Origin of the sequence: Tardiphaga sp. (assembly GCF_044336785.1) — a bacterium.
In the GTDB taxonomy this organism is placed as follows: Bacteria; Pseudomonadota; Alphaproteobacteria; order Rhizobiales; family Xanthobacteraceae; genus Tardiphaga.
Window position 1 is genome coordinate 18,153 of sequence record NZ_JBIIOT010000062.1, and the last position, 13,844, is coordinate 31,996.

The window sequence follows — 13,844 nt, forward strand, 5'->3', positions numbered from 1 at the left end:
CCCCCACCCCGGCCCTCCCCCGCAAAAGCGGGAGAGGGAGAAGAACGCCCAGCGTGGGCGTCCGCCGAGCCGTCTCCCCACGCTTAACCCATTGACCCACCGCGGTCTTTTGTGGCCTAGTCCCGGCCCTTAGAGCCCCCGGAACAGACTGCCGAATCGATGACGAACGAACGCTACAACGCCCGCGAAACCGAACCGCGCTGGCAGCGCGTGTGGGACGACAAGGCGATCTTCGCCACCAAGAATGACGACCCGCGGCCGAAATATTACGTGCTCGAGATGTTCCCCTATCCGTCGGGGCGCATCCATATGGGCCATGTGCGCAACTACACCATGGGCGACGTGCTGGCGCGGCTGAAGCGCGCCAAGGGTTTCAACGTCCTGCATCCCATGGGCTGGGATGCATTCGGCCTGCCGGCGGAAAACGCCGCCATCGAACGCAAGGTGGCGCCGAAGGCGTGGACCTATGAGAATATCGCGTCGATGAAGAAGCAGCTGCAGACCATGGGTCTGTCGCTGGACTGGGCGCGCGAATTCGCGACCTGCGACCCCAGCTACTACAAGCATCAGCAGAAGATGTTCACCGACTTCCTCGCCGCCGGCCTGGTGGAGCGCAAGAAGTCGAAGGTGAACTGGGATCCCGTAGATCACACCGTGCTCGCCAATGAGCAGGTGATCGACGGCCGCGGCTGGCGCTCGGGCGCCGTCGTCGAGCAGCGCGAGCTGACCCAGTGGTTCTTCAAGATCACAAAGTATTCGCAGGACCTGCTCGACGCGCTGGAGAAGCTGGATCGCTGGCCGGACAAGGTCCGCCTGATGCAGCACAACTGGATCGGCCGCTCGGAAGGCCTGCGTTTCGCATTCGGGCTGAAGGGCGCGCCGGCAGGCTTCGACACGCTGCCGGTGTTCACGACCCGGCCGGACACGATGTATGGCCCGACCTTTGCGGCCATCTCGCCGGATCATCCGCTGGCGAAGAAGCTGGCTGAATCCGATCCGAAGGTCGCGGCCTTCATCGACGAGTGCCACAAGCTCGGCACCTCGCAGGCCGAGATCGACACCGCGGAGAAGCTCGGCTTCGATACCGGCATCAAGGCGACGCATCCGGCTGGCTCCACGTGGGAGCTGCCGCTCTATATCGCCAATTTCGTGCTGATGGATTACGGCACCGGCGCCATCATCGGCTGCCCCGCCCATGACCAGCGCGACCTCGATTTCGCGCGCAAATATGATTTGCCGGTGCTCGACGTGTTCGTGCCCGTCGGCAGCGACGAGCGCGTTGGCAACACGGCTTTCACGCCGGCCAAGAGCGAGACCGTGCAATATGTCCGCTGGGTCGGCGAACCCGGCGTGATGACTTGCGAAGAAGCGATGAAGACATCGCTGGCGATCTTCGAGAAGGATGGCTGGGGCAAGCGCGAAGTGAATTTCCGCCTGCGCGACTGGGGCATTTCGCGCCAGCGCTATTGGGGCTGCCCGATCCCGATCATCCATTGCGAAAAGTGCGATGTGGTGCCGGTGCCGGCGAAGGACCTGCCCGTGGTGCTGCCGGAGGATGTGACCTTCGACAAGCCAGGCAATGCGCTCGACCATCATCCGACCTGGAAGCACGTGACCTGCCCGCAATGCGGCGGCCCGGCCCGGCGCGAGACCGACACCATGGACACGTTCGTGGACTCGTCCTGGTACTTTGCGCGCTTCACCGATCCATGGAACACCGAGGCCCCGACGACGCGCGCGGTGGCCGATCGCATGATGCCGGTCGATCAGTATATCGGCGGCGTCGAGCATGCGATTTTGCATCTGCTCTACAGCCGCTTCTTCACCCGCGCCATGAAGGCGACCGGGCATGTGAGCCTCGACGAGCCGTTTGCCGGCATGTTCACCCAGGGCATGGTGGTGCACGAGACCTACAAGAAGCAGGACGGCACATTCGCGTCGCCGGCCGAGATCAACATCACCGGCGACGGCACGACCCGTTCGGCGACGCTGCTGACCGACAATTCACCGGTCGAGATCGGCTCCATCGAGAAGATGTCGAAGTCGAAGCGCAACACCGTGGATCCCGACGACATCATCGGCACCTACGGCGCCGATACCGCGCGCTGGTTCATGCTGTCGGACTCGCCGCCGGATCGCGACGTGATCTGGAGCGAGGAAGGCGTCAAGGGCGCGTCGCGTTTCGTGCAGCGCCTGTGGCGGATGGTGAATGACGCCGCGGCTCACGGCAAAAATGCGCCGTCGGCCAAGCCCGCAACCTTCAGCCCGGAAGCCCTCGCCGTCCGCAAGGCCGCCCATGGCGCGCTCGACAAGGTCTCGACCGGCGTCGAGAAGCTGCAGTTCAATGTCTGCCTGGCCTATATCCGCGAATTCGCCAATGCCTTTGGCGAGGCGCTGGCCAAGCCCGGCACCCCGGCACCGGACATGTGCTGGGCGCTGAACGAGGCCGCCACCATCCTGGTGCAGCTGTTTGCCCCGATGATGCCGCATCTGGCGGAAGAATGCTGGACCGTGCTGGGCCAGACCGGTCTGGTCTCCGAGGCCGCCTGGCCGCAGGTCGAGGCCGACCTGCTGGTCGAGGACCAGATCACCCTGCCCGTGCAGGTCAATGGCAAGAAGCGCGGAGAAGTCACAGTTCCGCGCGAAGCGGCCAATTCGGAAATTGAGGCTGCCGCTCTGGCCCTCGATGCTGTAAAACAGGCGCTGGACGGCAAGCCGCCCAAGAAGATTATCGTGGTGCCGCAGAGGATCGTGAATGTTGTCGGCTAAGTTCCGAATCGCCACCCGGCTGACGACCCGATTGGCAGTCATCGTCGCCCTCGGCGCCCTCACGGCCGGCTGTTTCCAGCCGATGTATGCCGCCAAGACGGCTGACGGCTCGCCGGCGCTGCGCGAAAAGCTCGCTACCGTGGACGTGCCGCCGCTGGAATATCCGAACGCGTCGCCGCAGGCGCGCATCGGCGTCGAGATCCGCAACGCGCTGATGTTCAAGATGTACGGCGCCGCCACCGGCGTGCCGCCGCTCTATACGCTGAAGATCCGCTTCAATCCGAGCCGGACCTCGCTGATGGTCGATCCGAACACCGCGCTGCCGACCTCGGAGAATTACGGCATCGACGCCACCTATGGCCTGATCGAGATCGCCACCGGCAAGCAGGTGCTGACCGGCTCGACCTTCGCCCGCGTCACTTACGACATCCCCGGCCAGCAGCAGCGCTTCGCCCGCGCCCGCGCCGGCCGCGATGCCGAGAACCGCGCCGCCGGCGAGATCGCGGAAAACATCAACACGCGTCTGGCGTCGTTCTTCTACAAGGGCAGCTAGGCGTCCCCGCGCTCCGCCCTCATCCTGAGGAGCCGCAAAGCGGCGTCTCGAAGGATGGCGGCACGCGCCGGTGCCTACCAACTCATGGTTCGAGACGGCGCTGCGCGCCTCCTCATCATGAGGGGCTGAGCAAGTGAAAGCAGGACATCACCTTGGTCGCCCTCCGCGGAAAAGACATCGACATCTTCCTGAGCCGGCCGGACGCGACCCGGCCGATCATTTTGCTCTACGGCCCCGATGCCGGCCTTGTGCGCGAACGCGCCGAGGCGTTGGTGAAATCGGCAGTCGATGATCCCAACGATCCGTTCTCGCTGGTGCGCATGGATGGCGACGACCTCGCCGCCGAACCCTCGCGCCTGGTCGAGGAGGCGATGACCATCCCGATGTTCGGCGGCCGCCGCGCCATTCGCGTGCGCGCCGGCTCAAAGAATTTTTCCAGCGGGGTCGATACGCTGAGCGAGATGGCGATCCGCGATTGCCGCATTGTCATCGAAGCCGGCGAGCTGCGGCCGGAATCGCCGCTGCGCAAAGTGTGCGAGAAGGCGAAGACCGCGGTCGCCATCGCCTGCTATCCGGACACCGAGCGCGATCTCACAAAACTGATCAATGACGAGCTGCAACTCGCGAACCTGCGCATGGCATCTGATGCGCGCGCGACCTTGATGTCGCTGCTCGGCGGCGATCGCCAGGCCTCGCGTAATGAGCTGCGCAAGCTGATGCTGTATGCGCACGGCACCGGCGAAGTGACGCTGGACGATGTGATGGCCTGCGTGGCCGATGCATCGGAGTTGAAGATCGATCCGATCGTGGACGGCGCCTTCGCCGGCAATCCGACATTGGTGGAAACCGAATTCAACAAGGCGATGATCGCCGGCACCTATCCCGGCATGATCATGATGGCGGCGCAGCGCCAGGCCGCAGCACTCCATAAAGCGAGCCTGCTGGTGGAAGCCGGCACGCCGGCCTCGGCTGCAGCCGAGAGCGGATTTCCGCGGCTGCACTTTTCCCGCAAGGGCGCGGTGGAAGCCGCATTGCGCAATTTCACCACGCGGCGGCTGGCAGCGATCATCGACCAGCTCGCGGTGGCTGCGCTTGACGTCCGCAAGCAAAACACCCTCGGCGCGGTGATCGCGCAGAGGGCGTTGATGTCGATTGCTGTGAATGCGAGGCGGCGGGGGTAGAGCTTCTCACTCCCTGTCGTCGCCCGGCTTGACCGGGCGATCCAGTACACGCTGTCGGTTCGAATCGACACGCTGCCAGAGTTTACTGGATCGCCCGCTTTCGCGGGCGATGACAATCGAGGGCGCTGCGACAGTCGCGGTGACTTACTTATCCAGCCGCTTCAGGATCTCGTCGAGCTGATCGAGATCGCGATACTTGATCATGACCGTGCCGCCGGGATCGCGGTGATCGACACTCACCTTCAGCCCGAGCACGTCGCTCACCCGCTTCTCCAGCGCGATCGTATCCGCGTCCTTCGCAACCTTCGGCGCCGATCCCGTCCGCGGCTTTTGCGGCGCGCGTTCCGGCACGCCTTCGTCATGCGCGAGCGCTTCGGTCTGGCGCACATTCAGGCCTTCGGCGATGACGCGCTTGGCGGCGGCCGACGGATCGGGCAGCGAGATCAGCGCGCGGGCATGGCCGTTCGAGAGCTGGTTCGAGGCGATCAATGCCTGCACGTCGTCCGGCAATTTGGTGAGACGCATCATGTTGGCGACATGGCTGCGGCTCTTGCCGACGATCTTGGCGATCTCGTCCTGGCTGTGTTTGTAGGTCTCGGCGAGCGTGTGATAGCCCTGCGCCTCTTCCATCGCATTGAGGTCTTCGCGCTGGACGTTTTCGATGATGGCGATTTCCATCGCCACGCTATCGGTGACATCCACCGGCACGATCGGCACTTCATGCAGACCGGCCAATTGCGACGCGCGCCAGCGGCGCTCGCCGGCGATGATCTCGAAGCGATCATGGGCGCCCTTCACCGGACGCACCACGATCGGCTGGATCACGCCATGCTGCTTGATCGAGGAGGCCAGCTCGGCCAATTCCGCTTCCGCAAAGGTGCGGCGCGGGTTGCGCGGGTTCGGCTTGATGAATTCGATCGGCACCTTGCGCTGGTTGCGCGCGGGCCGTTCGGTCTGCGCGGCCTCGCCGCCGACATCACCGATCAGACTTGCCAGACCTCGGCCCAACCGCGAACGCGCTTCATCGGCCATTGCCAATCCCCTTGAACTCATGGGTCACTCCAAAACTCAAACTCGTAGAAATCGTCATCGCGTAGGATGGGTTGAGCGAAGACGCGCAGCGTCGAAGCGAAAACCCATCATTCCGTTGTCACGGCAAATTCCGCCGATGGGTTTTCGCTACGCTCAACCCATCCTACGAAGATACCCGTCGCGTTACGCCGCGTTGACCGGCGCTGCGCGGATGTCGCGCTCGCGCTGGATCACTTCGGTGGCGAGGCGCAAGTAAGCCTCGGAGCCCGCGCATTTCAGATCATAGACCAGCACCGGCTTGCCGTAGCTTGGCGCTTCCGAGATGCGGACGTTGCGCGGGATCATGGTGTCATAGACCTTGCTGCCCATGAATTCGCGGACGTCGGCGACGACCTGGTTCGACAGGTTGTTGCGCGCATCGAACATGGTCATGACGATGCCGTGGATCGTGAGGTTCGGGTTCAGCGTCGAGCGCACCTGCTCCACCGTCTGCAGCAATTGCGACAGACCTTCGAGGGCGAAGAACTCGCACTGCAGGGGCACGAGGATTGCGTCCGATGCGGCCATCGCATTGACGGTGAGAAGATTGAGCGACGGCGGGCAGTCGATCAGCACGTAAGTGTAGTCCGAGCCCGGCGAGACATTGTTGTTCAATTCGCCGATGGCGTCGCGCAGACGGAAGGCGCGGTCGCGGGCCGAACCGATTTCGAGCTCGAGGCCGGAGAGATCCATGGTCGATGCGGCGATATGCAGACGCGGCACGGCGGTGACCACGACGGCATCGCGCAGCGGCGCGTCGCCGGTCAGCACATCATAGGTCGAGCAGGCGCGATCGCGGCGATCGATGCCGAGACCGGTGGATGCGTTGCCCTGCGGATCGAGATCGACGATCAGCACGCGCTCGCCGATCGCGGCGAGTGCGGTGCCGAGATTGATCGCCGTGGTGGTCTTGCCGACGCCGCCCTTCTGATTGGCCAGCGCCAGGATGCGCGGGTGGCCAGGGGTCGTCTTGGTGCTATCCTCTTGATATTCCTGATCAATTACGGTCATTTGCGTGGGCCATCATGGTATCTGCGGACGGGTCGCGCCGCGCGATTGTGTCCAGTTCGACGATCCAGCCTTGTCCGCCAGTGAGGCTCGCATGCAGGCGTGGGCTTATATTCCAATATTTAGTAGCTTCGGTCAATTCCGCGTCTACATCTTGACCCTTGAGAAACAGCGCCTTGGTGCTGCCAGTCATCAGGGGAGCCGCGAAACCGAGAATGATATCTAGCGACGCCACGGCACGTGCGGTGATGCAATCGACGCGCTTCGGAAAACTATCCACATTATCCCCGATGTCAGCGAGGTGCACCGAACCCGGGGCTTGCGTGACACGCAGTGCTTCGCGCAGGAACGCCGCCTTCTTGGCGTTGCGCTCGACAAGATGAACGTGGCCGCCGAGATCGCCCATGGCACAGGCCAGCACCACGCCGGGAAACCCGCCGCCGCTGCCGAAGTCGAGCCAGATGCGTGCATCGGGTGCGAGCTTCAAAAGCTGCAGTGAATCCGAGATATGGCGCGTCCAGAGATTTGGAAGCGTGGCCGGCGAAATGAGATTGGTCTTGGCCTGCCATTGCAGCAGCAACGCCACATAGCGATCGAGCCGCGCTTCTGTTTCATGTGAAACAGGCGTGAGTTTGAGCGCGGCGGCCTTGTCGCGGTCGAGCGACGGAGCGGGAGCGGATGGCTGGGAACGTTGCGCCATGGAATGCGATTTCGATGTCTATTGCGGAGGATGGTTTCTCATACTCCGAGTCCATGACGGCGGCTATCGAAATGGCGGCTGATCGCAGTTGTAGGGCGGATGAGCGAAGCGTCATCCGCCGGCCGCTTCCAAAATTGAGACTCCGCGGCGGATGACGCCTTCGGCTCATCCGCCCTACGATCGAGTGCGCGGCCCATCCTTCGAGGCTCGCTACGCTCGCACCTCAGGATGACGGCGGAGTTGGTGGCTTGACCCCCAAGATCTGCGGTAGCCAGCCCACTCCGCCGTCATCCTGAGGAGCCGCGCAGCGGCGTCTCGAAGGATGGTCGCAGGCTCTGAACCCGGCCAACTCATGGTTCGAGACGGCGCTACCAGCGGCGCAATTGCGCCGCAGGCCTCCTCACCATGAGGGACTGAGTGTACTGCGCTTCATGGACCGCATTTCCAGTCAGGCTCTTAGGATGAGGGTGTGAGCTGGGAGCGCGGCTACCGGATCGGCCCCTGCTCCGCCCTCATGGTGAGGAGGCGCGATAGCGCCGTCTCGAACCATGGAGCCGGTATTCGCCGTCACGCGTTTCACGTGAAACAAGCCTGCCATCCGGCCCTGATGGAATTGTCCGAGATCAAGGCAGTTCCAGCCCACAGGCGCACACTCCAACCAGGCTTGGAGGTGACGATCATGGACATCATCGTACGGTTCTTCCTGTTACTGGCCGCTCCCATCACCGCGCTGTTCGTCTCTCGCGAGGCGATGAACTTCGGTGTGATTCAGGTGCTGGTCGCGATCGCGCTGTTTGTCGGCCTCGTCGCAGCATTGGCGTTCTGGCCTCGGAAGTCGGTGCCGTAGGATGGGTTGAGCGGAGCGATACCCATCACAGCAAATGCCGGTGCACGTGGTGATGGGTATCGCTGCGGTGCGTTGCACCTCCGCTCCAACCCATCCTACCCGTTAGAGCCTGTTTCACGTGAAACAGATCAAGCCGCGGTGACAGAGACCGTCTTCCGTGCTTCGCGGCGCAGATACGCTGTCAGGATCGCCAAAGCGGCCGGCGTCACACCGTCCAATCGTCCCGCCTGCCCCACCGTGCGCGGAGACGCCGCCTTCAGCTTGGCTCGGGCTTCGTTGGAGAGACCAGGAACCGCGTCGTAATCGATATCGGTCAGCGACAGACCTTCATCGCGACGGAACGACTCCACATCCGCCGTCTGGCGCTTGAGATAGACATCATATTTGGCGTCGATCTCGATATGGGTGCCGATCGCTGGGTCAATGGCCGAGAGTTCGGGCCAGATCCGGGTGACGGTGGCCCATTCGGTCTCCGGATAGGACAGGAGATCGAAAGCCGAGCGACGCTGGCCATCATGATTGAGGGCCAGACCATACTTCGATGCCCCGTTCGGGGTGATCGACAGCGCCTCGGTCAGCGCCTTGCCGGCGATCAGGGCGTCCATCTTCGCCGTATGCCGGGCGATACGGGCGCTACCGACACAGCCAAGGGCGATACCCTTGTCCGTCAGGCGCTGATCGGCGTTGTCTGCGCGCAGAGTCAGGCGATATTCGGCTCGCGATGTGAACATCCGATAGGGTTCGGAGATGCCACGGGTGACGAGATCGTCGATCATCACGCCGAGATAGCCGTCTGCCCGGTCGAACACGGCAGGGGCAGAGCCGGAAGCCGCGAGCGCCGCATTCAAACCGGCCACCAGACCCTGGGCAGCCGCCTCCTCATAGCCGGTCGTGCCATTGATCTGCCCGGCCATGAACAGGCCCGGCATCCGCTTGGCCTGCAGGGTCGGATCGAGTTCGCGGGGATCGACATGGTCGTATTCGATGGCATAGCCGGGCTTGATCATCCGGACCCGCTCGAGACCGGGGATCGAGGCCAGGATTGCAGCCTGGACCTCCTCCGGGAGCGAGGTGGAGATGCCATTGGGATAGACGGTGTCGTCATCGAGGCCTTCGGGCTCCAGAAAGATCTGGTGGCCGTCGCGATCACCGAAACGGACGATCTTGTCCTCGATGGACGGGCAATAGCGCGGGCCGGAGCTCTTGATCTGGCCGGAATACATCGGCGAGCGATGCACATTGGCGCGGATCACCTCATGGGTGGCCGGCGTGGTGCGGGTGATGCCGCACTGGATCTGTGGCGTGGTGATGCGATCGGTCATCACCGAAAACGGCTCTGGCGGATCGTCGGCCGACTGCATCTCGACGGCGGACCAGTCGATGGTCTTGCCATCGAGGCGCGGCGGGGTGCCGGTCTTGAGACGGCCAAGGGTGAAACCGATGCGCTCGAAAGCCTTGGACAGGCCAAGCGCCGGCGCCTCGTCGATCCGGCCGGCGGGCCAGTTCTTTTCGCCAAGATGGATCAGGCCGCGGAGGAAGGTGCCGGTGGTGATGACCACGGCCCCGGCTTCGATGTCGCGGCCATTGGCCAGGCGGATGCCGGTCACTCGGCCATTGGCCGTCAGGAGATCATCGGCCTCGCCTTCAATCACGCTGAGATTTTCGGTAGCAGTGATCGCGGCCTGCATGGCGGCGGCGTAGAGCTTGCGATCGGCCTGAGTCCGCGGACCTCGGACGGCCGGCCCCTTCTTGCGATTGAGCATGCGGAACTGGATTCCGCCGGCATCGGCGACGCGGCCCATCAATCCGTCCAGCGCATCGACCTCACGGACGAGATGACCCTTGCCGAGACCCCCGATCGCGGGGTTGCAGGACATCGCGCCGATGGTCGCAAATTTATGCGTGACCAGCGCCGTGCGCGCGCCCATGCGCGCAGACGCAGCCGCGGCTTCACAGCCGGCGTGGCCCCCACCGATAACAATGACGTCGAACTTGTCCTGCATGGGCGCAGCTTCTAGCGCGCCTGTGTACAAGAATGAAGGGAATTTTGGGGAGGGTGTTTCACGTGAAACAGTGCCACAGACGCAGGTGCCGTAGGATGGGTTGAGCGGAGCGAAAACCCATCACCACGAGCGCCCGGCCTCAGCGTGTTTCACGTGAAACACCGCGAGGGTTCCTCCAGTGCGGTTGGCTCCGCCGATGGGTTACGCTCCGGCGCATCGCACCTGCGCTAACCCATCCTACGAGGAGGAGGTGCTCTTATAGTAAAGGAATATTTACTTTCCTATACAAAAATCCCTAAAGATACTGTCGAGCACATCTTCCACATCCACCCGCCCGAGCAAGCGCCCCAGTTGATGTGCGGCAGCGCGAAAATCTTCGGCGACCAGTTCGTCGCCTCGCTGCGCCGATGTTGCAGCATGCTGCAGCAGATCTGCGGTCCGACGGAGCAGATCGCGCTGGCGATCGCGGGTGATGAAGCCGGCTTCGCCCTGCCCGAAATAATTCGATGCGAATTCGACCAGCGCCGACATCAGCTCGCTCATGCCATCGCCGCGCTCGGCGGAGATCGTCAGCCTGGCATCGTCTGATCCTGCAGCGCTCACATCGGTCTTGGTGCTGATGATCCAGACCGGCGCGTCACTTGCCGTCAACCAGCCTTCCGGTCGCGCGGCATCGGTTGAATCCACCAGCCATAAAACAAGGTCTGCTTCGCTGGCGCGCACACGTGCGCGGCGGACGCCCTCTTCCTCCACCGGATCGAGGGTCTCGCGAATGCCGGCGGTGTCGATCACCGTCACCGGATAGCCATCGAGATCGAGCTGCACTTCGATGACGTCGCGCGTGGTGCCGGCATGCGGCGAGACGATCGCGACATCGCGGCGGGCGAGCTGGTTCATGAGGGTGGACTTGCCGACATTGGGCTGGCCGGCGATGGCGACGACAAGGCCATCGCGCAGACGTTCGCTGCGCCCTTGCGCGGACAGCACCTGCGCGATCTCGCGGCGGAGCGCTTCGGCTTTCTCCAGCGCCGGCGCCATCAGTTCGGCGGAGACATCGCCCTCGTCGGAAAAGTCGATGCCGACTTCGACCAGCGCCAATGCCTCGATGATCTGCTGACGCCAGTTGCGCGCCCTGTCGCCGAGCAGGCCCTTGAGCTGGCGCAGCGCCTGTTTGCGCTGACGATCGGTGTCGGCGTGAATGAGATCGTCGAGACCTTCGGCTTCGGTGAGATCGAGCTTTCCGTTCTCGAATGCGCGGCGGGTGAATTCGCCGGGCTCGGCCGGGCGCAGACCCTCGATGGAGGCAAGCGCCCCGAACAGTGCGGCAAGGACGGCGCGGCCGCCATGGATGTGGAATTCGGCGGTGTCTTCCCCGGTGGCGCTGGCCGGTGCGGGAAACCACAGCACCACGGCATCGTCGATCGGGCCAAGTTGCTCATCGGCCAGCAGAACGTGGGTGGCCATGCGGGGTGCCGGGAGTTTTTTTGCCAGCCGCTGTAGCGCTGTGCCGGCATGTGAACCGGAGACACGCACGATGGCGATCGCGGTCGGCGGCCGGCCGGAGGAGAGTGCGTAGATGGTCTGGTCGCGTGGGTGCATCGCCTATTTGACGATGGTGGAGGTGAGGCGCAACGGGATTCTCGCCCCTAACCCTCCATTGTCGTCGCCCGGCTCGACCGGGCGATCCAGTAAACTCCAGCGTCAGTGATCAACACGACGGCGGTGTCTACTGGATCACCCGCTTTCGCGGGTGATGACAATTGAGATGAGGCAACAAAAAAAGCACCGCCGTTTCCAGCGGTGCCTTTGATTGTCAGATCTCTTCGCCCTTACGTATTCATCGAATCGAAGAATTCCGAATTGCTCTTGGTGTTGCGGAGCTTGTCGAGCAGGAAGTCGATGGCGTCCATGGTGCCCATCGGATTGAGGATGCGGCGGAGCACATACATCTTCTTGAGCAGCTGCGGATCGGTGATGAGTTCTTCCTTGCGCGTACCCGAGCGCGAGATGTCGATCGCCGGGAAGGTGCGCTTGTCCGAGACCTTGCGGTCGAGGATGAGTTCGGAGTTGCCGGTGCCCTTAAACTCTTCGAAGATCACTTCGTCCATGCGGCTGCCGGTATCGACCAGCGCGGTGGCGATGATGGTGAGCGAGCCACCCTCTTCGACGTTACGCGCGGCACCGAAGAAACGCTTCGGACGCTGCAGGGCGTTGGCGTCGACACCGCCGGTCAGCACCTTGCCGGACGACGGCACCACGGTGTTGTAGGCGCGGCCGAGGCGGGTGATGGAATCCAGCAGGATGACGACGTCGCGGCCGTGCTCGACCAGGCGCTTGGCCTTTTCGATCACCATTTCGGCGACCTGGACGTGGCGGGTGGCCGGTTCGTCGAAGGTGGAGGAGACGACCTCGCCCTTCACCGAACGCTGCATGTCGGTGACTTCTTCCGGACGTTCGTCGATCAGAAGAACGATCAGGTAGCATTCCGGATGATTGGCGGTGATCGAGTGTGCGATGTTCTGCATCAGCACGGTCTTGCCGGTGCGCGGCGGCGCCACGATCAGCGCGCGCTGGCCCTTGCCGATCGGCGCCACGATATCAATCACGCGGGGTGAGAGATCCTTGCGGGTCGGGTCTTCCAGTTCGAGGCGGAAGCGCTCATTCGGGAACAGCGGCGTCAGGTTGTCGAAATTGACCTTGTGCTTGGACTTCTCGGGATCCTCGAAGTTCAGCGTATTGACCTTGAGGAGTGCGAAATAGCGTTCGCCTTCCTTCGGGCTGCGGATATGGCCTTCGACGGTATCGCCGGTGCGCAGGCCGAAACGGCGGATCTGCGAGGGCGAGACATAGATGTCGTCCGGGCCGGGCAGGTAATTGGCGTCCGACGAGCGGAGGAAGCCGAAGCCGTCGGAGAGAACCTCGACGACGCCTTCGCCGATGATGTCGGTTTCCTGCAATGCCAGCTGCTTGAGGCAGGCGAACATCAGCTCCTGCTTGCGCATGGTGCTGGCATTTTCGACCCCCAGCTCTTCCGCAAACGAGACGAGCTCGGCTGGCGTCTTGGCCTTGAGGTCTTGAAGTTTCATTTCCCGCATTGGGGGTGGTCCTGTGGAAGATCGGAGGGGGAGTGCAAGCTGCTGGAAAAGGTGCGGACGCCGAAATGTCACGAGAGTCCGCAGGTCTCCGGCAACGAAGTCTTGAGCAGTGAAGGTGCTGAAGAGACTTCAAGCCTGATGTGCCGGCCGGCGGATTGAAAAGCCGGAACGAACCACATCGCCTGCGTCGGGTGGGAGAACTCGAACATATGGGACATCCGCCCAACGCGCAAGATCGCTGGAAGTGCCAGAGAGGCAGAAAATCTCCGCTGTGTCCCGAACGCCAAGGCTAAAACGGCTTCACCACCACCAGAATCACGATCAGGATCATCAGGACCGTCGGTACTTCGTTGATAATCTTGTAGAATTTCGCGCTGCGCGTGTTGCGGTCGAGGGCGAAGTCGCGCACCCGGGCGGTCAGGAAGCCATGGACGCCGGACATCAGCAGCACCAGCAGCAGCTTGGCGTGAAACCAGCCGGACGTGTACCAGCCAGCCGACCACATCAGGTAGAGCCCGAAAATCCAGGTCGCGATCATCGCAGGATTGATGATGGCCTTGAGCAGCCGGCGCTCCATCACCTTGAAGGTCTCGGACTGTTTCGAGCCGATCTCCGCA

11 protein-coding genes are annotated in these 13,844 nt (G+C 63.1%); 4 read left to right on the plus strand and 7 right to left on the minus strand.

Annotation, left to right across the window (positions count from 1 at the left end; genetic code table 11):
- Positions 1–159 precede the first annotated feature (159 nt).
- The 3 genes from leuS (at position 160) to holA (ending at position 4,503) form a co-directional block, all read left to right on the plus strand.
- Positions 160–2,769 (plus strand): leucine--tRNA ligase, encoded by a 2,610-nt coding sequence (gene leuS / locus ACIQ2A_RS17435; RefSeq protein ID WP_398481480.1) that lies wholly within the window; start codon positions 160–162, stop codon positions 2,767–2,769.
- Positions 2,756–3,322, plus strand: a complete 567-nt coding sequence (lptE, locus tag ACIQ2A_RS17440; RefSeq protein ID WP_398481482.1) for an LPS assembly lipoprotein LptE — start codon at positions 2,756–2,758, stop codon at positions 3,320–3,322. The genes leuS and lptE overlap by 14 nt, the downstream gene beginning before the upstream one ends.
- 152 nt (positions 3,323–3,474) lie before the next feature.
- Positions 3,475–4,503 (plus strand): DNA polymerase III subunit delta, encoded by a 1,029-nt coding sequence (holA, locus tag ACIQ2A_RS17445; RefSeq protein ID WP_398481485.1) that lies wholly within the window; start codon positions 3,475–3,477, stop codon positions 4,501–4,503.
- Positions 4,504–4,647: 144 nt separating this feature from the next.
- On the opposite strand, the gene ACIQ2A_RS17450 is transcribed toward holA, so the two are convergent.
- From ACIQ2A_RS17450 to rsmG, 3 genes are all read right to left on the minus strand, one after another.
- The gene (locus ACIQ2A_RS17450) at positions 4,648–5,535 is read right to left on the minus strand and encodes a ParB/RepB/Spo0J family partition protein (RefSeq protein WP_398481487.1); all 888 of its coding nucleotides are present in this window, start codon (positions 5,533–5,535) and stop codon (positions 4,648–4,650) included.
- Between the two features lie 183 nt (positions 5,536–5,718).
- Positions 5,719–6,585 (minus strand): ParA family protein, encoded by an 867-nt coding sequence (locus tag ACIQ2A_RS17455; RefSeq protein WP_398481489.1) that lies wholly within the window; start codon positions 6,583–6,585, stop codon positions 5,719–5,721.
- Positions 6,572–7,282 (minus strand): 16S rRNA (guanine(527)-N(7))-methyltransferase RsmG, encoded by a 711-nt coding sequence (gene rsmG, locus ACIQ2A_RS17460; protein WP_398481492.1) that lies wholly within the window; start codon positions 7,280–7,282, stop codon positions 6,572–6,574. The genes ACIQ2A_RS17455 and rsmG overlap by 14 nt, the downstream gene beginning before the upstream one ends.
- A 469-nt stretch (positions 7,283–7,751) precedes the next feature.
- On the opposite strand from rsmG, the gene ACIQ2A_RS17465 reads away from it, so the two are divergent.
- Complete coding sequence (locus tag ACIQ2A_RS17465) at positions 7,752–8,129, plus strand: hypothetical protein (RefSeq protein ID WP_398481494.1); 378 nt, start codon at positions 7,752–7,754, stop codon at positions 8,127–8,129.
- Positions 8,130–8,257: 128 nt separating this feature from the next.
- Here ACIQ2A_RS17465 and mnmG read toward each other — a convergent pair whose 3' ends face one another.
- The 4 genes from mnmG to ACIQ2A_RS17485 all read right to left on the minus strand — a co-directional run.
- Entirely contained in the window at positions 8,258–10,132 is a 1,875-nt protein-coding gene (mnmG, locus tag ACIQ2A_RS17470; protein WP_398481496.1) for a tRNA uridine-5-carboxymethylaminomethyl(34) synthesis enzyme MnmG, read from the minus strand.
- Positions 10,133–10,405: 273 nt separating this feature from the next.
- Entirely contained in the window at positions 10,406–11,731 is a 1,326-nt protein-coding gene (mnmE, locus tag ACIQ2A_RS17475; protein ID WP_398481498.1) for a tRNA uridine-5-carboxymethylaminomethyl(34) synthesis GTPase MnmE, read from the minus strand.
- A 230-nt stretch (positions 11,732–11,961) separates the two neighbouring features.
- Entirely contained in the window at positions 11,962–13,227 is a 1,266-nt protein-coding gene (gene rho / locus ACIQ2A_RS17480) for a transcription termination factor Rho (protein ID WP_398481501.1), read from the minus strand.
- Positions 13,228–13,516: 289 nt separating this feature from the next.
- The coding region (locus tag ACIQ2A_RS17485) for a CopD family protein (RefSeq protein WP_398481503.1) at positions 13,517–13,844 on the minus strand (328 nt) is incomplete at its 5' end.